Source organism: Flavobacterium sp. C4GT6 (assembly GCF_036347315.1).
GTDB lineage: Bacteria > Bacteroidota > Bacteroidia > Flavobacteriales > Flavobacteriaceae > Flavobacterium.
In genome coordinates, this window is the sequence record NZ_JAZGZU010000007.1 from 76,983 (window position 1) to 99,077 (window position 22,095).

Consider the following 22,095-nt stretch of genomic DNA (forward strand, 5'->3'; position numbering starts at 1 on the left):
AAATGTTTATCCCAAAGTAAAGCAAAGAGTTACTTTTTTAAGTTTTTCTTAATATATAGTTGATTGATTATCAATATTTTGTAAACATGATAGTATTTAATAATGTCTTAACCTTGGGTTGAGGGTAAAAGATAATTTTTGCGCCCGAAACCTTAAACACGCGCAAAAAACATGAGGAATTTTAGACACTTGTTGATGACCTTAACAATGTTGTTGCTGGGAGCAGCATCATTTGCACAGGAAACAATTTCAGGTAAAGTTGTAGACGGACAGGACAACTTACCGTTAATGGCAGCTAATGTAGTGGTTAGAGGAACTGCAGACGGAGCTACTACAAATGACGATGGTAGCTTTACACTTAAAACCAGTAAAACATCGGGTGATGTTATTATCTCTTTTATTGGTTATGAAACAAGGGTTATCCCTTTTACTATTACACCGGGACAAACATTTAATGTTGGTGAAATCAAATTAATGATTGATGCCGAAGAACTTGATGCGGTTGTAATTGTTGGATCTGGAGTTATTGATATGGAAGAAGACAGGAAAACACCTGTTGCTGTATCTAAAATCAGCTACAAGGAAATTCAGCAGAAATCAGGTAGTCAGGATTTTCCTGAGGTAATGAAAAACACACCTTCAGTGTATGTTGCAAGCCAGGCAGGTGGTTTTGGAGACTCTAAAGTATATGTTCGTGGTTTTGACCAAACCAATACGGCGTTCCTTTTAAATGGTCAGCCAATCAACGGTATGGAAGACGGTAACATGTACTGGTCTAACTGGAGTGGTATGACAGATGTTGCAAGCTCTGTACAGGTACAAAGAGGTTTAGGTTCATCTAAACTTGCTATCTCTTCTGTAGGGGGTACTGTAAACATTGTTACAAAAGCTACACAGCTTAGACAGGGTGGTTTTGCTCAGTCTACTGTAGGTAACAACAACTTTATGAAGAATACAGTATCATACAACACAGGTATGATGGAAAACGGGTGGGGTTTTAGTGCATTACTTACTAAATGGAGTGGTGACGGATACAACCGTGGTACTTATGGTGAAGGACAAAACTACTTTGTATCTGTAGGTTACAAAGCAAATGAAAAACACCTTTTCAACTTCCTTATTTTTGGTGCACCGCAGCAACACGATCAAAACTTTACAAAGCGTATTTCAGATTATCTTGTTCATGGTCGAAAATACAATAACAACTATGGTTACTACAATGGTGACTATATGACAGAAAGAAGAAACTACTACCACAAGCCTGTAGCTAATTTTAACTGGGACTTCAATATTAACGATGCTATGCAACTTTCTACAGTGCTTTACGCTTCATGGGGACGTGGTGGTGGAACCGGTAACTGGGGTAGCGGTAGAGTAAGAACTGCTGACGGTCATGTTGATTTTGATGCTATTTCAGGAAATAACTCTGCTCTTCCTGGAGCTATAGGTTCACTAAGTAACGGTGGTTATGCTATCCGTAACTCAGTTAACAACCATGCTTGGTACGGAGTGGTATCTAACTTTAACCACAAACTTACAGATGAACTTAGCTACAACGCAGGTATCGATTTAAGAACATACAAAGGAGATCACTACAGAACTATAAACCATTTCTTAGGTCTTAACGGATGGGAAACTACTGATAACGCACAGTACCCTGGAGGTTATATTGTAACAGATGCATTTAGCGCTAAGCCTTGGAGTTCTTTATTTGATAAAGCAGATGACAACCAGAAAGTAAACTACGACTATAGCGAAAGAATCAGCTACGGTGGTGTTTTCGGTCAGGTAGAATATGCTACTGATAACTTTTCTGCATACGTGCAGGGTGCGGTATCTAACCAGTCGCACGTGCGTTGGGACAGATTCGGTTATGTAGAGGCTGAAGAAGAATCGGCTAAAGTAAACAATACCGGTTTCAATATTAAAGGTGGTGCCAGCTATGTTATAACACCTAATCATACTGTGTTTGTTAATGCAGGTCATTATTCAAGACAACCATACCACGACAACATTTACCTAAACTATGGTAATGATGTGAACCCGTTAACTAAAAACGAAAAAGTAACAGGTTTTGAAGCTGGTTACAGATTTAGAAGCACTTACTTTGATGCCAACCTTAACCTTTACAGCACTCAGTGGAAAGATCGTGTTACTACAACTTCAGACGGTGATGAGGCTACTGGTGACAGAGTGTACTTTAATAACTCTGGTGTGGTACAGCTTCATAAAGGGGTTGAGATCGATTTCATGGCACACCCGTTTACTTTCCTTGATGTAAGAGGTTTCGGTTCGTTTGGTGACTGGACTTATGACGATAATATTTACCAAAGGACTTTTGACCAGGATCAAAACCTTACTGAAGAAGAGGTTATTGATGTTAAAGGTGGTAAAGTAGGTGGTGGAGCACAAACTACTTATGGTTTTGGTTTAGTATATAAAGCTACTCAAAGATTATCTGTAGATGTTGACTGGAGAAACTACGACAACCTTTACAGTACAGCTGTTGTTAAAAATAATATTGAACTTCCTTCATACGATATTTTTGATGCAGGAGCTACCTATAAAATCAACTTTACAGAAACATCATTATCATTTCGTTTAAACGTAAACAACCTTTTTGGGGAAGTTTATATGTCAGAAATGACTTCAGCAAGAGCTGTTGAAGATGGAGACGAATCGTATAAAGGAATCAATACAAGTAATAATGTATTTTTTGGTAATGGTACTACCTGGAACTTTGCTATGAGATTTAATTTCTAATTTCTATATAAGCAGGTTATTAATTTCAGAATAATCCCCGATTGTATCGGGGATTATTTTTTTATAGTATCCAACAATAAAATTTCTATTTTTGTATAAGTAGAAAACAAAAACTAACTTTTATGTACGATTCCATTTTAGGGTTACACTCTTACTGGGCATATGCCACTTTAGGACTTCTTTTAATAGCCACTTTAAATGCTTTTGGAGGATTGTCTTCAAAAAGGGTATTTACGCCAAAAGACAGGCAAATATCAATGATAGCACTTATTTTTTCACACATTCAGCTTTTGCTGGGAATAGTGCTTTATTTTGTGTCTCCTTATTTTGATAACGCTAAACAGGCTGGTATGGGAGCTGTAATGAAAGACAGTACATTGAGATTATACCTTGTAGAGCACCCGCTTATTAATATAATTGCTATTGCACTTATTACAATAGGATGGTCTAAGCATAAAAAGACTGAAGACAGTCAGGCTAAATTTAAAAAAATTGGTTATATGTATGCCATTGCCTTAGTACTCCTGTTAAGCAGGATACCATGGAGCGCATGGTTTAATTAAAATATTTTGGGTCGCTTGGCGACCCTTTTTTATTTTATGGCATTCAATTTGTGAAAAAGGCTTAAATTTATGTCTATGAAAAAAGTACTGCCCTTCACTTTTTTATTACTAGTGATTTTTGTTTTGAGTAGCTTCTCTTCTCATACTGCTTTTGGCGCGCATACTAAAGCCTTTGTTGTAAATCGCGTTAGTGATACTGTATCACAAAACCTAAAGTCTTACAAAACCGATGTGATTGCCACTTATTACCATGATAAATTTAACGGGCGCAAAACCAGTAGTGGAGAACGCTTTGATAATACTAAATATACAGCTGCACATAAAAGCCTTCCGTTTGGAACCCAGGTAAGGGTTACTAACTTAACCAATGGGAAATATGTTGACGTAATCGTAAATGACAGAGGACCTTTTAGCAAGAAACTTGAAATTGATCTCACGAAAAAGGCATTTATGGAGATAACGGGTAATAAAAATCATGGCACTTTAAAAGTGAAAATTGAAATAATAGAATGACTATTAACCGGCTTTACAGGCCGGTTTTTTATTGGTTAAAATTATCTTAAAAAAAAATTAACACAAAATTAGTTCGTTTAGTTCGGTGATTACCGAACTAAAGTTTATACCTTTGCAAAAAAATTCATTAACATGTCAAATTTAAGTAAGGATAGAGATGAATTGGTGGAGTTGTTTGGAATCCATTTCGAAACCAATTACAATTTACCACCTTTAGCAGGCAGGATATTGGGTACACTTATAGTTGACAGTAAGCAGGGGATAACTTTTGATACTCTAGTAGAAAAGCTTTCGGCAAGTAAAAGTTCTATTTCAACAAACCTTAATTTACTTTTAAAAATAGGGAAGATAGTTTATTATACACTTCCCGGAGACCGTAAAAAATATTTTCGCCCGGCGCCATTTAGTGAAAGACTAGAGGGGTACGCGAAAATGGTAGGTCAGGAAAAGGTATTGGTTGAGAAAATGCTTAAGTATAGGGAGGCTACTGCGTCTTGTCCGTTTGAACGTTTTGATATGATGCATTTACAAACGTATAAGGAACACGTTTTAGAGATAGAAAATCTTTTGCAAAAAACAATACAACAGTTTAAGGAAATAGAGAAAAACAGATTAGATCAATTTAATTCAAGTGTTAGTAATGAGAAATAAATCATTTTTAGGTGCAATAGCCGCTATGCTAATGGTAACAGCATGTGGTAAAAAACAGGAACAGGCCCCGCAAATGGGACCTATGCCTTTCCCTGTTAAAACCGTAGCGAAGCAGGATGCAGTAATATATGAAGAATATACAGCAAACCTGCAGGGTCAGCAAAATGTAGAGATTAGACCTAAAGTTTCCGGTTTTATCCAAAAAATATATGTGGATGAAGGGCAGGAAGTTAAAAAAGGTCAGCTGCTTTTCAGGCTGGAAACCCAAACCCTTAACGAAGATGCTGCCGCTGCAAAGGCCAGTGTAGATGCTGCTCAGGTTGAGGTAGACAGGCTTAAACCGCTTGTTGACCGTAAAATTATAAGTAATGTACAGCTGGAAACAGCAAAAGCACAGCTGGCTCAGGCTAAAGCAAGCTACAGTGCAATTGCTGCAAACATAGGTTATGCGACTATTACTTCTCCGGTAAACGGAGTGATAGGCGGACTTCCTTATAAAGAAGGAAGCCTTGTGAGCTCTGCTATGGAGATGCCGCTTACAACAGTGTCTGACACTAAAGTGATGAGGGCTTACTTTACAATGAATGAAAAGCAAATGCTTGATTTTACAAGGATGTTTGACGGTAAATCGCTTGCTGAAAAACTTAAAAATACTCCAGAAGTTAGCCTTGTACTTGTAGACGGTTCTGTTTATGAGGAAAAAGGGAGGCTTAAAACTGTAAACGGATTAGTAAACCCGCAAACCGGTACAACCGAGTTCAGGGCAGAATTCCCTAATCCGCAAAGTATACTTAGAAGCGGTAGCAGTGGTGTGGTTCGCTTACCAATAGAAAAAAAGGATGCTATCCTTGTGCCACAAAATGCGGTTATGGATATGCAGGGTAAAAAGATGATCTATGTTGTCAATAAAGACAACACAGTTAAATCTACTATTATAACAACAAGTACAACATCAGGTCTTGATTATATCGTTTCGGAAGGATTAAATGCCGGCGATGTTATTGTTACCGAGGGAGCTACCAAACTAAGGGATGGTCAGGAAATTGTTCCTCAGTCTGGCGAAAAACAGGCGGCTCCGGCAGCAGGTGCAGAAGCTGCAGCCAAAAAATAAGTTCTGATACTCCGCAAAAAATAATAAATTATGCTAAAAACATTTATAGAAAGGCCGGTACTAAGTACCGTAATTTCGATATTGATAACCATTTTGGGTATACTGGGGCTTATGTCGTTGCCGGTAGAACAGTATCCCGAAATTGCCCCTCCAACCGTTCAGGTAACTGCTACCTACACTGGTGCGAATGCAGAAACGGTATTAAACAGTGTTATTGTACCGCTGGAAGAAGAAATAAACGGTGTGGAAGGTATGACCTACATGACCTCTTCTGCCGCAAACGACGGTACAGGTAAAATAAGCGTTTTCTTTGAACTGGGTACTAATCCTGATATTGCTGCGGTAAATGTACAAAACCGAGTGGCACGTGCTAACAGTAAACTGCCTCAGGCGGTACTGCAAACAGGGGTTACAACAGTAAAGAGTCAAACCAGTGCGCTTATGTTCCTTTCACTGTATTCCACAAACAAGGAATATGATGGTACTTTTGTACAGAACTACGCAAAAATTAATCTTGTACCAAGTCTTCAAAGGGTAAAAGGTGTAGGTCAGGTAAACGTATTTGGAGCAAGAGATTACTCTATGCGTATATGGATTGATCCTGAAAAAATGGCGGCTTATGATCTTTCTCCTAAAGATATTCAGGCAGCACTTCAGGAACAGAATGTAGAGGCAGCACCGGGTAAATTTGGTGAAAATGCCGATGGAATTTATGAGTATGTAATAAAATATAAAGGCCGACTTTCTACCACACAGGAATATGAGGATATTGTTGTTAAGGCAATAGGTAACGGAAACTTTTTAAGGCTTAAGGATGTTGCTACTGTTGAGCTTGGGGCGTTTAACTACGGTTCTAAGAACTTTGGTATGGGTAACGAAGGTGTTGCTATTGGTATATTCCAGACATCAGGTTCAAACGCTAATGATATTATTGACGAGGTTAATACTATTCTTGAAGAAAGTAAGGCGAGTTTCCCTGAGGGTATAAAATATGTAATACCATACAACACTAAAACGTTCCTTGATGCATCTATTGACAAGGTAAGCCATACATTGGTTGAAGCATTTATACTGGTATTTATTGTAGTATTTCTTTTCCTTCAGGATGCGAGGTCTACATTAATTCCTGCTATAGCGGTTCCGGTTGCTATTATCGGTACTTTCTTCTTCCTGCAGTTGTTTGGCTTCTCTATAAACCTACTAACGCTGTTTGCATTAGTACTGGCAATTGGTATTGTTGTGGATGACGCTATCGTAGTTGTAGAGGCGGTGCATGCCAAACTTGATGAAGGTGCCAAATCTGCAAAAGAGGCAACCCTTTCTGCCATGAGTGAAATATCAGGGGCTATCGTTTCCATTACCTTGGTAATGTCGGCAGTATTTATTCCTGTATCCTTCCTTAATGGTCCGTCGGGGGTTTTCTATAAGCAGTTTGCCATAACACTTGCTGTATCAATCTTAATTTCGGCAGTAAATGCGTTAACGCTTAGTCCTGCTCTTTGTGCACTTTTCCTTAAACCTCATGACGAGCATGAACACGGTAAAAAGAAAAACTTTAAAGACAGGTTCTTTATCGCTTTCAATGCCGGGTTTGACTCTATGAATAATAAGTACAGTAAATCACTAGGATTCCTTATAAAAAGAAAATGGATTGGTGTATTAGGACTTCTTGTATTTACAGGTATAACCTATTTCCTTTTCACAACTACCCCTACAGGATTTATTCCTAACGAGGACCGTGGTATAATCATGGCCGATATTACACTGCCTCCGGGAACAACGTTAGAGAAAACCCAAAAAGCAGTAAATCAGTTGGATTCAATATTGGTTTCTATGCCAATGGTAGAAGCCAGGATGAATATTGTTGGTTTCAGTTTACTTAACGGTATCAATGGTAGTTCTTATGCTTTCTCTGTAATCAAACTTAAAGACTGGAGTGAAAGGACAGAAGACAATCAGTCGGTAGATGCTATAGTAAAAGAATTGTTTGGGCGTACAGCCGGATTTAAAGATGCAAGGGCGTTATTCTTTACACCACCAAGTGTACAGGGATTTGGTACTGCCGATGGTTTTGAGTTTAAACTTCAGGATAAAGGTGATGACGACTGGACAACAGTAAGTAAAGTGGCTAATGAGTTCCTTGCTGAGTTGTCTAAAAGACCCGAAGTGCAATATGCCATAACCAATTTTAACCCTGGTTTCCCTCAATATCAAATGGATATTAATGTGGAAAGGGCTAAAAATGCCGGAGTATCTGTTAGCGATATATTCAATACTATGCAGGGGTACTACGGTGGTCTTTATACCACAGACTTTAACCGATTTGGTAAACAGTTCCGTGTAATGATACAGGCTAAGCCGGATTCAAGAGCGGATGAAAAATCGATAAACAATGTTTATGTGCGTAATGCCTCCGGGCAAATGGTTGCCATTAGTCAGTTTATAGATTTTAAAAAGATTTATGGTCCGGAAGCCGTTGCCCGTTTCAATCTTTTAAAGGCGGTTAATGTAAACGGTAAGGCAAATCCCGGTTACAGTTCGGGTGATGCTATTAAGGCGATTCAGGAAGTAGCTGCACAGCACCTTCCAAAAACATATACCTATGAGTTCTCGGGAATGACGCGTGAAGAGATTCTTGCAGGTAATCAGCAAATGGGTGTATTCCTGTTAAGCTTAATATTTGTGTACTTCCTGTTAAGTGCGCAGTATGAAAGTTACATAGTACCGTTATCGGTTATCCTTTCGTTACCTGTGGGTATTGCAGGGGCAATCGGGTTCGTGAAACTTGCCGGAATGGAAAACAATATTTACTTCCAGGTAGCACTAATCATGCTTATAGGTCTCCTCGCTAAGAACGCCATCCTTATTGTTGAGTTTGCCATCCAGAGGCGACGACACGGTATGAGCCTCGCCGAATCGGCCATAGAAGGTGCTAAGGCGCGTTTAAGACCAATCCTTATGACCTCGTTTGCCTTTATCTTCGGTTTATTACCACTTGCACTTGCAAATGGTGTAGGTGCTGTAGGTAACCGTTCCATTGGTATGGGTGCAGTAGGAGGTATGCTTGTAGGTACCGTATTTGGGGTATTTATCATTCCTGTACTGTTTGTAATATTCCAGGGATTACAGGAAAGGATTTCGGGCGGACCTAAGTTTGTTGAAACAGAAAATAATGAAGCATAAACTAAGTTTCAGATGAAGAAAAAAAGTTTTAAAATATACAGGGTAATTATTTTGGTTGGTGTCGGTTTGTTAATGCAGTCGTGCCTTGTAACCAAAAAATACGAAAGACCTGATGTAAAGGCCGAAAACCTGTACAGAACAGAAGTTATAGCTCAGGACAGCACTTCGCTGGCTGATGTGGCATGGGACAAGCTCTTTACCGATCCTGTTTTACAGGGACACATCAATAAAGGCCTTCAAAATAATTTTGACATGCTGGTGGCCATACAAAACGTAACGGCAGCAGAGGCCTACTTAAAACAGGCTAAAATGGGATATTTCCCAACACTTAGCAGTACGGCAAACCTAACGCACCAGGAACTTTCAAGAAACAGTCAGTTTGGTAGTTTCTTTAACGGAGCATTAGATCAGTACCAGTTAAGTGCCACACTATCGTGGGAAGCAGATGTTTGGGGTAAAATTCGCAGTAACAAACGTGCCTATGGTGCGTCATACATGCAAACCATAGCCGCTAACCAGGCAGTAAAAACCAGAGTGATTACAGATATCGCTGCAACTTATTACCAGTTGGTTGGTCTTGATGCACAGTTAAAGGTTGCCGAAGAATCGCTAATAAACCGTAATGAGAGTGTAGAAGCTATTCTTGCACTTAAAGAAGCGGGTAGTGTTAATGAGGTTGCCGTACAGCAAACGGAGGCTCAAAAATATGCTACAGAGCTTATTATTGAAGACCTGAAAACCAATATTACTTTGGTTGAGAATGCAATGAGTCTTCTTTTAGGAGAGGCACCTCATGAGATTGAAAGAAGTCCTTTTAATCCGGATGATCTTAATCCGGAAATTAAACTGGGATATTCTACTTCTTTATTAAGTAACAGACCTGATGTGGTTGCTGCCGAGTATAACCTTATCAATAAGTTTGAACTTACCAATGTGGCAAGGGCTAACTTTTATCCGCAGTTTACTATAACCGCTACGGGAGGTTTACAAAGTTTAGAGGTTGATAAATGGTTTAACGCAAACTCATTATTTGCTAATATAGTAGGTGGTTTAACACAGCCTATATTTAACCAGAGACAAATAAGAACTCAGCATGAGGTTGCTAAAGCAAACCAACAGCAGGCGTATATTCAGTTCCAGCAAACTCTTGTTAATGCAGGTAAAGAGGTGTCTGACGCTCTTGCTCAGTATAACAATGAGACTAAAAAGCTGGACATAAGAAAGAAACAGGTTGAATCGTTACGAAAAGCGTCTGACTATTCTGATGAGTTACTGGAGTATGGTCTTGTAAACTATTTGGAATCACTTACAGCCAAATACAGTGCATTAAGCGCTGACCTTGATTTGGTTAATAATAAATACCAGCAATACCTTGCTATAATTAACCTTTACAAAGCGTTAGGCGGAGGTTGGAAATAATATAATTTGGTGTACTCCGAATTATTTGATTAATTGTTTGTTTTATGTAAAACCGTCTGATAAGGAATATTTTATCGGGCGGTTTTGTTTTTTTAATGATAAATATGCAACAAAGTATAAAATTATGATATCCAAATTATAAAAATAGTAAAAGTTATAATTCTCTCATTTTGTGATTGTTTTTAATATACATTTGTCTCGAATCACTAATAACTATGACTATGAATTTTATGCTGATGATAACAACTGCATTCATTATGGCTGCGTTGTTTTATGTAACGAATGTTTTTGAAGATTCAAATGTTTATTCCATGCGAAAAAAAGCCTTAAAGCTTTTCAGGAATAATAGGGAAAACAGTCATAGATTCTATCTAGCTCTCGAACAGTATATAACTGAAAACAATGTGTGGTCGTATAATGCTTTTGAAAATGACGATATTACATTTTCAGAGTTTCTGGAAGCCTTTAAGGAGAAACACCATATAGAATATTCTCATGAGGAGGAAATGAAGCTTACAGAGTCTAAATTAAGCCGCAAGCAGGTGGAAGATTTCCTGATGAAGCTTGATTATCAATATGAGTTTATAACCGCGGTAGAATCGTCCATTCAGTTTGATGCCCATACATTCAAAAAGCAGTTAACGGCTTAGAAGATTTTTAGCAGTAAAATTGTTGCTGTTGCCAGTATTATAAGCGCAGCTGTTTGCGTTAGGAAACCAGCCTGCATTCTTTTTTCTTCAAGTAATTTACCGTTTTTTCTAAACTGTACTTTGTTATCCCATCGGCTGGTATAATCAAAGGCAGTTATTACTTCGTAGTTGTCATTTTCGATAACAAATTCATGTCTTGTTCCAAAAAGAGTATTTTTTTGGGAAACACTTTTTCCGTTAAAGGTTATGGTTTCTTCTAATCCGTTTTGGTATACGGTTATGGCAGTATTGTTAAGGGTAAAATTGGTTGTGGTCATATTTGTAAGTATATATGGCAAATATAAATTATCTGTTTATTTTTTAACAACCAAACCAATTGATAATATTTTCTTTTAATTTGTAAGAAAATAATCTTATAGTTTTTATATTAGCTGAAAATAAGGAGGTAAAGATGAAAAAGGAGATAAAAGGGCAGGGGGCTGTTGCCAATATTCATAACCATTTTGAGAAAAACAGATATGAAAAATCCATTTATGATGATGATTTTGAAGAGGCTGTAGCCAAAACCAAAATACAGAACATATACCCAAAAACCATTGTAAACAAAGTTAAAAATCCTGATTTACCTATGGCTTATTCCATGAATCCGTATCAGGGTTGTGAGCATGGCTGTGCCTATTGCTATGCCCGTCCTACCCATGAGTACTGGGGATATAGTGCCGGAGTGGATTTTGAACGGATGATACTGGCTAAAAGAAATGCACCCGAACTCCTCGAGAAGTTTTTTAAGAAAAAGGGATACAGACCAGAAACCATAATGCTATCGGGTAATACCGATTGTTACCAGCCTGTTGAACGAAAACTTAAAATAACGAGAGGGTTGCTGGAAGTTTGTTTGGAGTATCGGCATCCGGTTAGCATACTAACAAAAAATGCACTGGTAACCCGCGATATGGATATACTTACTCAACTGGCAGAGAAGAATCTGGTAACAGTGGCGCTAAGTATCCCGACTATAAATGAGGATTTGAGACGAAAAATGGAGCCCAGAACTTCATCTGTCAAAACCAAGTTACAGGCACTCGAAACAATATCTAAAGCAGGGATACCGACGTTTGTAATGATAGCGCCTATAATCCCCGGATTAAACAGTATGGATATTTTACCCACTGCCAAAGCTGTTGCAAAAAGCGGAGCACATAGTTTTGGTTATACCCTTGTTAGGCTTAACGATACGGTTGAACCTGTTTTCATTGACTGGCTTGATGAGCATTATCCCGACAGAAAAGATAAAGTGCTAAATCAAATAGCATCGCTACACGGTGGTAAGCTTGGTGAAAAAAATGTTGCCAAACGAATGGCAGGTGAAGGTAATATTGCAGATGTGATACACAATACCTTTAAGATAGCCCGCCAAAAATATTTTAAGGATAAAAAGATGAAGCCACTGGCCACACATCTGTTTGATGGTACTAAGGGCGAGCAACTCAGTCTTTTTTAGTTGTTGTTTATAATGTTATTGATAATCATATCAGCATGTACCCTTGAGTTTTCTATAAACCATTTATGAGTTTCCATACCGCCACATACTACTCCGGCAAGATATAGCCCTGTTATATTCGTTTCCATGGTTTCAGGGTTATATTCCGGTGTTAGGTTACTGTCATTACTTATATTGACACCACATTGCTGTATAAATTCGAGATTTGGCCTGTAACCGGTAAGGGCTAAAACAAAGTCATTTTCAATAGTAACAGTTCCATTAGGAGTGAGTATGTCTACCTCGGTCTCTTTTATTTCGGTAATGTTTGAGTTAAAATAAGCTTTGATACTACCTTCGGCTATTCGGTTTTCAACATCGGGCTTAACCCAGTATTTTACTCTTGGATTAATTTCATCCTTTCGTATTACCATAGTTACATCGGCACCTTTTCGCCAGCATTCAAGTGCTGCATCTACCGATGAGTTATTGGCACCCACTATAAGTATCTTCCCAAAGGCATATTCGTGAGCTTCCTTGTAGTAATGACTTACTTTAGGTAATTGTTCACCGGGTACATCCATGTATATAGGAATGTCATAAAATCCGGTAGCGACCACCACATTTTTTGCTGTATAGCTTGCCTTATCTGTAGCTATTGTAAATATTTCGTCAGCTTTATTTATGGTTTGTACCTTTTCAAACAGTTTTATATTAAGGTTAAAATAACGCTGAATATTACGGTAGTACTCCAGCGCTTCCTGCCTGCCCGGTTTTGGGGCTATACAGTTAAACGGAATATTACCTATTTCCAGTTTTTCGGCAGTAGAGAAAAACGTCATGTACAACGGGTAGTTAAACAGGCTGTTTACTAAAGCGCCTTTTTCCAGTATAATATAATTAAGTCTCTTTTGCTGTGCAGCTATGGCACAGGCCATACCTATGGGGCCACCGCCAACAATAACAAGATCATAAGTGTTTATTTTTGCCATGAGGTATAGGGATTTTGGCTAAGGTAAGAGTTGTAGTATCGGTTATCTCCTGTTACTTCTTCACCCAGCCATGCGGGTTTTAAAAAAGTTTCATTCTCATCATTAAGTTCTACCTCGGCAATAATAAGTCCGTTATTATCACCAAAAAACTCATCCACTTCAAAAATATGGTCACCATAAGGAATTTCATATCGTATCTTGTCAATACTACCCAGTTCGCATAACTGTAAAAGCTGTTCGGCATCTTGTAGGGGGATTTCTTTTTCCCATTCCATACGGGTAGTGCCCAGTTCATTTCCTTTTCCTTTAACCGTTAGGTAGCCGCAGTCACCTTTAATGCGTACCCTTACGGTTCTTTCAGGGTGAGAATTGAGATAGCCCTGAACTATCCTTTTATGATTTGAAGCTTCATTTTTGAAGTCGGAGTTAAGTACAAGGAATTTTCGTTCAATTTCAATCATAATCAAATACTAAAAATATACGCAAGGTAGTGAAAATATAAAGTCCTATTTGTATTTTTACGCAAGCATACTAATACCTGCCTCTGCCCTATGAAGTTAAAAAAATCAAGACGTAAAGCTACCCTGAAAGAATTTTTCGAATTAAATTTTGAAGAAAACAACCTGTGGGAATATAAAGCGGATGAGGTTGATTTGCTGGCAGAACTGGTAGATATTATCCGTCCTAAAAAACTCAGTAAGGTTTATTCGGTTGATATAAGTGAACTTATATTACTGCTAAGGGATAATGAGCATTACTGTGCCGGTTTTTCCAAATACTTAAAAGGCATACTGAAGCAGAAGAAATTCAGTAAAATACTTACGGATGCGGGTATACTTACGGATGCCGACTTTTTCTACGAGGTTAAAAAAAGGCTTTTTGCCAAATTTATTCCCGATCAGCCTAAAAAGGATACACTGGAATATGTTTTGAATCAGGTGTTTTTTGTGAAGACAGATCCGTTATGGATCAGAAAAATACCTTATGAGCAAATTGAGGCAGTTTTTGATTTAATTAAGTTCAGTTCCATTTATACATCGGTAGCAAATAAAAGTCCGCTCGCCGAACTGCTTTTTGCTATAGATGTTACCCTACACCGAATTGCCGGGCGTGCACTGGAAAGCGATGTGATAAAAATGGTTCCCGAATACGAGAATATGGAAAGCCCTTTCCTTGAAATCCAAAAAGAATTTGCCCTGCTTACCGAAAAGCTTATTCAGGATAAAAACAACTTTCTTGATCAGAAAGATTTAGGTTACAAGCAGCTCATGATATTGCATAAGCAGTGTATAGATTATGTACAGATTGCCTTTAAGAACAGCGAGAAATATGGTATATCGTTAAGGGTAAACCAAAGCCTGTTACGTATAAGACAACAGTTGTTCAGGCTACAAACACTTTTGCCGTTACTGGTGTTGAACGATGCCGATGATGCCCGAAGACACTCTATTAAACTTGCACTCGACCTGATTGAATACAATTGCGATAAAACCAATGTCAGGAAACTGATTAGTGAAAGTACCCAGTTGCTTTCTTATGAAGTTACCCAACATACTGCAATTACGGGAGAACATTATATTACAAAAGACCGAGCCGATTATTTCAGGATGTTCTGGACGGCAGCAGGTGGTGGTATTATTGTGGGTATAGCCTGTATTTTAAAGGTTTTCCTTTCTAAAATGGATAATAGTGCTTTTGGACATGCGTTTTTTTACAGCCTAAATTATGCACTTGCCTTTATAGGGATTTATCTTTGCGGATTTACCCTTGCTACAAAACAGCCTGCCATGACAGCATCTGCACTGATACGTTCGCTGGAAATAGGGCGCAAGTCAGACGATAATGAAGATGAAAAACACAAGGGTTTTGCGGAGTTCTTTGCCAGGGTATTCCGCTCTCAGTTTATTGCTTTTGTAGGCAATGTACTGTTTGCCTTTCCGGTTGCCTTACTGGGTATCTGGCTTATTGATATTGTTTTTGACTATAACCTGGCATTAACCAAATGGTATAAGCTTATTAACGATTTAAGCCCTATACATTCGCTAGCTATATTACATGCTGCGATTGCCGGGGTTTTTCTTTTCCTTTCGGGTATTATTGCAGGTAGTGTTGCTAATAGGGATAAACACGAACAGATGTATTACCGTATTGAGGAGCATCCGCTTTTAAAACTGAGTATAGGCCGTATAAAGACCAAAAAATTATCTGAATGGTATGAAAGGCGTTGGGCGGGTATTGTTTCCAACTTCTGGTTTGGTGTTTTTATGGGAAGTACTGCCTCTATAGGGATATTCCTTGGACTTAACCTGGATATTCGACACATTACTTTTGCCAGTGGTAACCTTGCTTTAGGGCTTTATGGGGCTAACTATAACGTATCGGGCTGGATGCTGTTTTGGGGTATTTTCGGTATAGGTATTATCGGGTTAATTAACTTCCTTGTTAGCTTTGGCCTTTCTATGGGGCTGGCGTTCCGTTCCAGAAATATTCCTTTCTCTGAGGTTAGGCCTATAATAAGCTCCATTTGGGCGCATTTTAAGCGCAGACCTGCCACTTTCTTCTTCCCTCGTATGAAAAGCCAGAATAAGGCTTAATTTTAGCTTTTATGATTTAATTTTACCGTATGGAACTGCAGGAGCCCTTACGAAAGATAATCCATGTGGATATGGATGCGTTTTATGCCTCTGTGGAGCAAAGGGATAATCCAGAGCTTCGCGGGAAACCTATTGCTGTAGGTGGAGGTTCCAGCAGGGGAGTGGTAGCAGCAGCCAGTTATGAGGCACGTAAGTTTGGAGTTCGCAGTGCCATGAGCGGTTATCTTGCCAAAAAGAAATGCCCGCAACTTATATTTGTACGACCGCGATTTGAGCGCTATAGGGAAGTATCTTATCAGATAAGGAAAATTTTTCTGGATTATACTGATTTGGTCGAACCGCTTTCGCTGGATGAAGCTTATTTGGATGTTACTATAAACAAAAAAGGTAATCCCAGTGCGACTATGATTGCCGAGGAGATAAGGCAGCGTATTTTTAATACTACAGGGCTAACGGCCTCAGCAGGGATTTCCATCAATAAATTTATTGCTAAAGTAGCGAGTGATTATAATAAGCCGAACGGACAAAAAACGGTTAATCCTGATGAGGTACTGGAGTTTTTAGAAAATCTCGCTATTGGCAAGTTTTACGGAGTAGGTAAGGTGACTCAGGAAAAAATGTACCAACTGGGTATTTTTACCGGAGCCGACCTAAAAGCCAAGAGTGTTGAATACCTAACGGAGCATTTCGGGAAATCAGGAGCATATTACTATCATGTGGTAAGGGGTATTCATAACAGTGCCGTTAAACCTGACAGGATAGTAAAATCGGTAGGGACAGAGCATACTTTTTTTGAAAATCTTGTTTCGGAAGTGTTTATGATTGAGAAGTTGGATGATATTTCCAAAGAACTTGATAAACGGCTTCAAAAGAAAAAGATAGCCGGTAAAACCGTTACCCTTAAAATTAAATACAGCGATTTTACCGTGCAAACCCGTAGCAAAACATTGCCCTACTATATATCGGACAGGGCACTTATAATGGAAACGGTTAAAGAGCTTTTGTATCAGGAAAAGATAAAAGATTCGGTAAGATTACTTGGGATATCATTGGCAAACCTTAACAATGAGGAGAAAGAAGGGGAGGAGAAGAAAAAAGAGATTGCCGTACAACTTAGGTTCGATTTTTAGTAAATAAAAAAGCCGACTAATAGTCGGCTCAAATATTTTTATAAAATTACTTAGTCTCTGCTTGATAGTTTGGCTAATAATCGTAATATTTCAAGATACAGCCATACCAGTGTCACCATTAATCCTATTGCTCCAAACCATTCCATGTATTTTGGAAGTCTTCTTTTGGCTCCGGTTTCAATCATATCAAAATCAAGGAAAAGATTAAGTGCAGCTATCACAATAACAAAAACGCTAATACCTATACTCATTAGTGAATTACCATAATGAACCGGTTGCCACGATGTAAACAGGCTGATAACCCAACTAACTAAATAGTAGGTTGCGATGGCAAAAGTTGAAGCTACTACTATTGATTTAAACTGTTCGGTAACCTTAACTATTTTAAACCTGTATAATGCTAAGCATACAATAAAGGTTACAAAGGTGCCGGCAACGGCCTGGATAATAATCTCAGGGTAATATTTTGCAGCAAAAAATGCCGATATGGCCCCTATAAAAAGTCCTTCAAATAAAGCATAAGCAGGAGCTAAGTAAGGAGAGTATTTAGGTTTAAATGATGCTATTAAAACCATTACTAGAGCAAGTAATGCCCCAATTATGCCTAATAACATTGGGTTTTGTCCGTTTGCAGACAACCACCAAGTATAAGCTGCACTTCCTATTAGCATGGCTAACAGGATAAAACTTTTATTGATAGCTCCGTTAACAGTCATTGTCTCGTTGTAATCAATTATCTGTACCGGACGACCTTGCTCATCAAAAACAGTTGTTTCTGCAGGTTTTGAAAACGACTTATTTTTTAAAAACGGATTGTTAGATTTAAGGTTCATGTGCGATTGTTTTTACAGTATCAAATATATATCTTCTTTACATAATAAAAAAGCCTGCTTAAAGGCAGGCTTAGTTAAAATTTATTTTTAGCAGAAGGCTACTCTATTTCAGAAACCCTAAGCGTGTTAACCATACCTTTTTCTATAACCGGCATAGCAACAAGGTTAATAATCATATCGCCTTTTTCTACAAAATTCATTTCATGCGCAATTGCATTAACGTCTTCTACAGTTTCGTCAGTACTAGATAGTTTATCATAGTAAAAAGCATTAACCCCCCATAAAAGGTTCATTTGTGCAAGTATGCGCTTGTTAGAAGTATATACAAGTATGTGTGCATTTGGTCTCCATGCAGAGATTTGGAATGCTGTATAACCACTGTTTGTTAGTGTTGAAATGGCTTTAGCTTTAATTACGTTTGCCATTTGTGCAGCGTGATAACAAATAGATTTTGTTATAAAACGCTTGGTTCTAACCTGTGGTGTGTTTTGAGGAACTGAGATTAGTGGAGAATCTTCTACAGATTCGATAATCTGAGTCATTTTCTCAATAACCTGTACCGGGTAGTTACCTACAGATGTTTCACCTGAAAGCATTACCGCATCGGCACCATCCATAACCGAGTTTGCTACGTCATTCACCTCTGCTCTTGTAGGAGTAAGGCTTGTAATCATAGTTTCCATCATTTGCGTAGCGATGATTACAGGGATACGTGCAGTTTTAGCGCGGTGAACCAGTTTTTTCTGGATAAGTGGTACTTCCTGTGCAGGAACCTCAACACCAAGGTCACCACGAGCTACCATAAGTGCGTCACAAAAAGCAACAATCTTATCGATATTCTCTACAGCCTCAGGCTTTTCGATTTTAGCAATGATTGGAATTTTATAAGCTGAATGCTCAGAAATAAGATCCTGAAGCTCTTCAAGGTCTTTTGGAGTTCTTACAAATGAAAGAGCAATCCAGTCAACTTCCTGCTTAATTGCAAAGATGGCATCTTTAACGTCTTTTTCGGTAAGAGCCGGTAAAGAAACTTTTGTATTAGGAAGGTTAACTCCTTTTTTCGATTTTAAAGGTCCGCCCTGTACAACAACGGCTTTAACCTCGTCTGTTTTATTGGTTTCAAGAACTTCAAAGATAAGTTTACCGTCATCCAGTAATATTCTTTCTCCCGGATTTACATCGTTAGGGAATTCTTTGTAGTTCATGTATACTTTCTCAGCAGTACCAAGTATATCCTGTGCGGTTGTAAAAGTGATTACATCACCTTTGTCTACCACAACATCTTCTTTCATTACCCCCACCCTTAGTTTTGGTCCCTGAAGGTCGGCAAGTATAGCGGTATTATAACCAAATTCGTCGCTTAGACCTCTGATTATGCTGATGCGTTCTTTTACATCCTCATAGTCGGCATGTGAAAAGTTTATTCTGAAAACGTTTACACCTGCATCAATCATGTCTTTAATTACCTCTCTTGTGCTGCAGGCAGGTCCCAGTGTAGCTACAATTTTAGTTTTTTTATTTGTTGGCATTCTTAAAAAATTAAATTGTTTTTCGATTTTAGTTTTTGGTGGTCAATTTTATAAGCGGTAGTAACCTGACGTATTTTGAGCAGCTTTTCCACAAGCTCCTCTATCGCAAAATTCCCACAAATATTCTCTATTTTTATAATGTAATCCACTTTTTTGAATTCCGGTAAGAGGAAGACATTAGTGCTCACGTCAAACCCTGCGGCATCAAACAGTGAAATGCTTTCCTGCTGTTTGCTCACTATGGTGTTTTTGTTTTCCAGAAGGTTCCAGGTTATCTCTTTATCCTCATCTTCATAAATGAACCTTGAAAAACAGCTTTCACCTTCTTTAACCTTGATCTCTATATCTTTTGGGCTTTTTTCAAGGAGAATTGACAGTTCACGATTAATGAAATATGCCAGCCTGTAGTCTTCCAGAGAAGAGTGTATGGCGATTAATTCATAATCGATTGTAACGAAGTCATCAATCAGCAGTTTGTGAATAGCCATTATTATTCTGAATAATAAGGCGTAAATATACTACTTATAACTTACAAAAAATAGTCTTAAAATTAAGTTAACGGTAATTTATCAACGAAAACGTTATAGTTTGCTGTTGAATTCATTTATTTTTTGTTAATTTTTTCCTGAAATGCAAAATAGGCTCTTTGCGATGCTTTTTCTTCGGCTTTCTTTTTTGAAGTTGCTCTGGCTTTGGCTACAATTTTTCCGTCTATTTTTAAACGCACGCCAAAATGCTTAACATCTTCATTGCCGTTGTCTTCAAAAACATCGTAGTGAAACTGTTTTTTTTCTTTTTGGCACCACTCAATAACAAGGCTTTTGTAGCTAATAACCTTGCCCTCAAGTTTAGGGATATCTACATAAGGTACAATTACCTTTTTGTTGATGAATTTTTCGCAGTAAGTAAAACCTCTGTCAAGGTAAATAGCTCCTACAAAGGCTTCAAAAAGGTTGCCGTGTATGTTTTCGCCAAAGTGTTGTGCAGATACTTTACTTTCAACCCATTTTATAAGGTTTAGGTCACGCCCAAGCTCGTTTAAGTGTTCACGGCTTACAATTTTAGAGCGCATTTTGGTGAGGTAGCCTTCGTCTCCGGTAGGTACCTCTTTAAACAGGTGTGCTGCAATTACAGACCCCAGCATGGCGTCTCCCAGAAACTCAAGACGTTCGTAGTTTATAGGGTTGCCATTTTCATCTGTTTTGTTTGAAGAGCGGTGTGTAAACCCTTTTCGGTAATGTGATAGATCTACCGGGTTAAATCCCAGTATTTTTCTCATTTCTTCAAAAAAAATCCCGTCTTCAGGAGAGCGGGATTTATTGAATATTTTCTTTATAATGCCCATTAAAGGATAATTATAATTCCAGTTTTTTAACCAATACGCACGCGTTGTGGCCACCAAAACCAAACGTGTTACTTATAGCAACCTTTACGTCTCTTTTCTGAGCTTTGTTGAAAGTGAAGTTTAGTTTTGGGTCTATGTTCTCGTCATCAGTGAAATGGTTGATGGTTGGAGGAACAATTCCGTGCTTTATTGAAAGTATTGAAGCGATTGCCTCTATAGCCCCGGCAGCACCAAGAAGGTGACCTGTCATGGACTTTGTTGAGTTAAGGTTAAGGTTGTATGCGTGCTCGCCAAATACTTCAAGTATGGCTTTAGACTCGGCAATATCCCCAAGCGGAGTAGATGTACCGTGCATATTAACAGCATCAACATCTGATGGTTGTAAACCTGCATCCCTTAAACAGTTAAGCATAACATTTTTAGCACCAAGCCCTTCTGGGTGTGGAGCAGTAATGTGGTGAGCGTCGGCACTCATACCGCCTCCGCCAATTTCGCAGTAAATAGTAGCGCCCCTTGCAATGGCATGCTCATACTCTTCGATAACAAGCGAACCTGCACCTTCACCAAGTACAAAACCGTCACGGTCTTTGTCCATTGGTCTTGACGCTGTTTGTGGATCGTCGTTTCTTGTAGAAAGTGCGTGCATTGCGTTAAAACCACCCATACCAGCAATGGTAACGGCAGCTTCACTACCTCCGGTAACCATAGCATCGGCATGGCCTAAACGAATGTAGTTAAAAGCGTCTATTAAAGCATTTGTTGATGATGCACAGGCAGAAACCGTTGTGAAGTTAGGTCCTCTAAAGCCATATTTCATAGAAATGTGACCACCTGCAATATCAGCTATCATTTTAGGAATAAAGAATGGGTTGAATTTTGGAGTACCGTTACCGGCAGCAAAATTCATTACTTCTTCCTGGAAAGTCTCAAGACCTCCAATACCTGAACCCCAAATTACACCTACTCTGTCTTTATCCAGTTTATCAAAATCAAAATTGGCATCTTTTACAGCCTCATCGCTAGAAACAATGGCGTACTGTGCGTAACGGTCCATTTTTCTTGCTTCTTTTCTGTCTATAAAATCTTCTACCTTGAAATTTTTTACTTCGCAGGCAAATTTTGTTTTGAAGTTAGTCGTATCAAAATATGTAATAGGGGCAGCACCGCTAACTCCGTTGATAAGGCTGTTCCAGTACTCCTCAACGTTGTTTCCTATAGGTGTAAGGGCGCCTAAGCCGGTTACTACAACTCTTCTTAATTTCATAAGTTAAATTTTATAGTTTCAATTTATAGAACAATACCCATGCGTCTCTATTGAAAATAATAAGAAAACATGGGC

Annotated in this window: 19 protein-coding genes; 11 read left to right on the forward strand and 8 right to left on the reverse strand. The window is 38.5% G+C overall.

Annotation, left to right across the window (positions count from 1 at the left end):
* Nucleotides 1–171 precede the first annotated feature (171 nt).
* The 8 genes from V3Z67_RS10230 to V3Z67_RS10265 all read left to right on the forward strand — a co-directional run bounded on the left by V3Z67_RS10230 (nucleotide 172) and on the right by V3Z67_RS10265 (nucleotide 10,853).
* Nucleotides 172–2,763, forward strand: coding sequence for a TonB-dependent receptor (locus V3Z67_RS10230; protein WP_330443211.1), 2,592 nt, complete (start codon nucleotides 172–174; stop codon nucleotides 2,761–2,763).
* A 122-nt stretch (nucleotides 2,764–2,885) separates the two neighbouring features.
* Nucleotides 2,886–3,326 (forward strand): hypothetical protein, encoded by a 441-nt coding sequence (locus V3Z67_RS10235; protein WP_330443212.1) that lies wholly within the window; start codon nucleotides 2,886–2,888, stop codon nucleotides 3,324–3,326.
* A 75-nt stretch (nucleotides 3,327–3,401) separates the two neighbouring features.
* The gene (locus V3Z67_RS10240; protein WP_330443213.1) at nucleotides 3,402–3,839 is read left to right on the forward strand and encodes a septal ring lytic transglycosylase RlpA family protein; all 438 of its coding nucleotides are present in this window, start codon (nucleotides 3,402–3,404) and stop codon (nucleotides 3,837–3,839) included.
* Nucleotides 3,840–3,971: 132 nt separating this feature from the next.
* Complete coding sequence (locus V3Z67_RS10245) at nucleotides 3,972–4,490, forward strand: GbsR/MarR family transcriptional regulator (protein WP_330443214.1); 519 nt, start codon at nucleotides 3,972–3,974, stop codon at nucleotides 4,488–4,490.
* On the forward strand, nucleotides 4,480–5,601 hold the full coding sequence (locus V3Z67_RS10250; RefSeq protein WP_330443215.1) for an efflux RND transporter periplasmic adaptor subunit: 1,122 nt from the start codon (nucleotides 4,480–4,482) through the stop codon (nucleotides 5,599–5,601). The genes V3Z67_RS10245 and V3Z67_RS10250 overlap by 11 nt, the downstream gene beginning before the upstream one ends.
* Nucleotides 5,602–5,631: 30 nt before the next feature.
* The gene (locus V3Z67_RS10255; RefSeq protein WP_330443216.1) at nucleotides 5,632–8,784 is read left to right on the forward strand and encodes an efflux RND transporter permease subunit; all 3,153 of its coding nucleotides are present in this window, start codon (nucleotides 5,632–5,634) and stop codon (nucleotides 8,782–8,784) included.
* A 12-nt stretch (nucleotides 8,785–8,796) separates the two neighbouring features.
* Nucleotides 8,797–10,203: a TolC family protein gene (locus V3Z67_RS10260; RefSeq protein WP_330443217.1), complete on the forward strand. Its 1,407-nt coding sequence runs from the start codon at nucleotides 8,797–8,799 to the stop codon at nucleotides 10,201–10,203.
* Nucleotides 10,204–10,418: 215 nt separating this feature from the next.
* Complete coding sequence (locus tag V3Z67_RS10265) at nucleotides 10,419–10,853, forward strand: hypothetical protein (protein WP_330443218.1); 435 nt, start codon at nucleotides 10,419–10,421, stop codon at nucleotides 10,851–10,853.
* Here the strand turns inward: V3Z67_RS10265 and V3Z67_RS10270 are convergent.
* On the reverse strand, nucleotides 10,850–11,170 hold the full coding sequence (locus V3Z67_RS10270) for a hypothetical protein (RefSeq protein WP_330443219.1): 321 nt from the start codon (nucleotides 11,168–11,170) through the stop codon (nucleotides 10,850–10,852). The two genes, V3Z67_RS10265 and V3Z67_RS10270, sit on opposite strands and share 4 nt — an antisense overlap.
* A 134-nt stretch (nucleotides 11,171–11,304) precedes the next feature.
* Between V3Z67_RS10270 and V3Z67_RS10275 the strand changes: the two genes are divergently transcribed.
* Complete coding sequence (locus V3Z67_RS10275) at nucleotides 11,305–12,354, forward strand: PA0069 family radical SAM protein (RefSeq protein WP_330443220.1); 1,050 nt, start codon at nucleotides 11,305–11,307, stop codon at nucleotides 12,352–12,354.
* On the opposite strand, the gene V3Z67_RS10280 is transcribed toward V3Z67_RS10275, so the two are convergent.
* Nucleotides 12,351–13,325 carry a YpdA family putative bacillithiol disulfide reductase gene (locus V3Z67_RS10280; protein ID WP_330443221.1) on the reverse strand — a complete coding sequence of 325 codons (975 nt, stop codon included), beginning with the start codon at nucleotides 13,323–13,325 and terminating at the stop codon, nucleotides 12,351–12,353. The two genes, V3Z67_RS10275 and V3Z67_RS10280, sit on opposite strands and share 4 nt — an antisense overlap.
* Nucleotides 13,313–13,786 (reverse strand): CYTH domain-containing protein, encoded by a 474-nt coding sequence (locus tag V3Z67_RS10285; RefSeq protein ID WP_330443222.1) that lies wholly within the window; start codon nucleotides 13,784–13,786, stop codon nucleotides 13,313–13,315. The genes V3Z67_RS10280 and V3Z67_RS10285 overlap by 13 nt, the downstream gene beginning before the upstream one ends.
* A gap of 90 nt (nucleotides 13,787–13,876) precedes the next feature.
* Here V3Z67_RS10285 and V3Z67_RS10290 point away from each other — a divergent pair, with 90 nt between their 5' ends.
* Nucleotides 13,877–15,919 carry a recombinase gene (locus V3Z67_RS10290; protein ID WP_330443223.1) on the forward strand — a complete coding sequence of 681 codons (2,043 nt, stop codon included), beginning with the start codon at nucleotides 13,877–13,879 and terminating at the stop codon, nucleotides 15,917–15,919.
* A gap of 29 nt (nucleotides 15,920–15,948) precedes the next feature.
* On the forward strand, nucleotides 15,949–17,049 hold the full coding sequence (gene dinB / locus V3Z67_RS10295) for a DNA polymerase IV (protein WP_330443224.1): 1,101 nt from the start codon (nucleotides 15,949–15,951) through the stop codon (nucleotides 17,047–17,049).
* A gap of 50 nt (nucleotides 17,050–17,099) precedes the next feature.
* Here the strand turns inward: dinB and V3Z67_RS10300 are convergent, their stop codons facing one another.
* The 5 genes from V3Z67_RS10300 to fabF form a co-directional block, all read right to left on the reverse strand.
* The gene (locus V3Z67_RS10300; RefSeq protein ID WP_330443225.1) at nucleotides 17,100–17,882 is read right to left on the reverse strand and encodes a Bax inhibitor-1/YccA family protein; all 783 of its coding nucleotides are present in this window, start codon (nucleotides 17,880–17,882) and stop codon (nucleotides 17,100–17,102) included.
* Between the two features lie 98 nt (nucleotides 17,883–17,980).
* On the reverse strand, nucleotides 17,981–19,411 hold the full coding sequence (gene pyk, locus V3Z67_RS10305; protein WP_330443226.1) for a pyruvate kinase: 1,431 nt from the start codon (nucleotides 19,409–19,411) through the stop codon (nucleotides 17,981–17,983).
* A 2-nt stretch (nucleotides 19,412–19,413) separates the two neighbouring features.
* Nucleotides 19,414–19,899: an IPExxxVDY family protein gene (locus V3Z67_RS10310; protein ID WP_035133254.1), complete on the reverse strand. Its 486-nt coding sequence runs from the start codon at nucleotides 19,897–19,899 to the stop codon at nucleotides 19,414–19,416.
* Between the two features lie 116 nt (nucleotides 19,900–20,015).
* On the reverse strand, nucleotides 20,016–20,756 hold the full coding sequence (gene rnc, locus V3Z67_RS10315; RefSeq protein WP_330443227.1) for a ribonuclease III: 741 nt from the start codon (nucleotides 20,754–20,756) through the stop codon (nucleotides 20,016–20,018).
* 10 nt (nucleotides 20,757–20,766) lie between these two features.
* On the reverse strand, nucleotides 20,767–22,020 hold the full coding sequence (gene fabF, locus V3Z67_RS10320) for a beta-ketoacyl-ACP synthase II (RefSeq protein ID WP_330443228.1): 1,254 nt from the start codon (nucleotides 22,018–22,020) through the stop codon (nucleotides 20,767–20,769).
* Nucleotides 22,021–22,095 lie beyond the last annotated feature (75 nt).

Excerpts from the sequence above, each read along its gene's own strand:
- V3Z67_RS10230 (WP_330443211.1), top strand. The coding sequence starts at position 172 with ATGAGGAATTTTAGACACTTGTTGATGACCTTAACAATGTTGTTGCTG.
- V3Z67_RS10235 (WP_330443212.1), top strand. The coding sequence starts at position 2,886 with ATGTACGATTCCATTTTAGGGTTACACTCTTACTGGGCATATGCCACT.
- V3Z67_RS10240 (WP_330443213.1), top strand. The coding sequence starts at position 3,402 with ATGAAAAAAGTACTGCCCTTCACTTTTTTATTACTAGTGATTTTTGTT.
- V3Z67_RS10245 (WP_330443214.1), top strand. The coding sequence starts at position 3,972 with ATGTCAAATTTAAGTAAGGATAGAGATGAATTGGTGGAGTTGTTTGGA.
- V3Z67_RS10250 (WP_330443215.1), top strand. The coding sequence starts at position 4,480 with ATGAGAAATAAATCATTTTTAGGTGCAATAGCCGCTATGCTAATGGTA.
- V3Z67_RS10255 (WP_330443216.1), top strand. The coding sequence starts at position 5,632 with ATGCTAAAAACATTTATAGAAAGGCCGGTACTAAGTACCGTAATTTCG.
- V3Z67_RS10260 (WP_330443217.1), top strand. The coding sequence starts at position 8,797 with ATGAAGAAAAAAAGTTTTAAAATATACAGGGTAATTATTTTGGTTGGT.
- V3Z67_RS10265 (WP_330443218.1), top strand. The coding sequence starts at position 10,419 with ATGACTATGAATTTTATGCTGATGATAACAACTGCATTCATTATGGCT.
- V3Z67_RS10270 (WP_330443219.1), bottom strand. The coding sequence starts at position 11,170 with ATGACCACAACCAATTTTACCCTTAACAATACTGCCATAACCGTATAC.
- V3Z67_RS10275 (WP_330443220.1), top strand. The coding sequence starts at position 11,305 with ATGAAAAAGGAGATAAAAGGGCAGGGGGCTGTTGCCAATATTCATAAC.
- V3Z67_RS10280 (WP_330443221.1), bottom strand. The coding sequence starts at position 13,325 with ATGGCAAAAATAAACACTTATGATCTTGTTATTGTTGGCGGTGGCCCC.
- V3Z67_RS10285 (WP_330443222.1), bottom strand. The coding sequence starts at position 13,786 with ATGATTGAAATTGAACGAAAATTCCTTGTACTTAACTCCGACTTCAAA.
- V3Z67_RS10290 (WP_330443223.1), top strand. The coding sequence starts at position 13,877 with ATGAAGTTAAAAAAATCAAGACGTAAAGCTACCCTGAAAGAATTTTTC.
- dinB (WP_330443224.1), top strand. The coding sequence starts at position 15,949 with ATGGAACTGCAGGAGCCCTTACGAAAGATAATCCATGTGGATATGGAT.
- V3Z67_RS10300 (WP_330443225.1), bottom strand. The coding sequence starts at position 17,882 with ATGAACCTTAAATCTAACAATCCGTTTTTAAAAAATAAGTCGTTTTCA.
- pyk (WP_330443226.1), bottom strand. The coding sequence starts at position 19,411 with ATGCCAACAAATAAAAAAACTAAAATTGTAGCTACACTGGGACCTGCC.
- V3Z67_RS10310 (WP_035133254.1), bottom strand. The coding sequence starts at position 19,899 with ATGGCTATTCACAAACTGCTGATTGATGACTTCGTTACAATCGATTAT.
- rnc (WP_330443227.1), bottom strand. The coding sequence starts at position 20,756 with ATGGGCATTATAAAGAAAATATTCAATAAATCCCGCTCTCCTGAAGAC.
- fabF (WP_330443228.1), bottom strand. The coding sequence starts at position 22,020 with ATGAAATTAAGAAGAGTTGTAGTAACCGGCTTAGGCGCCCTTACACCT.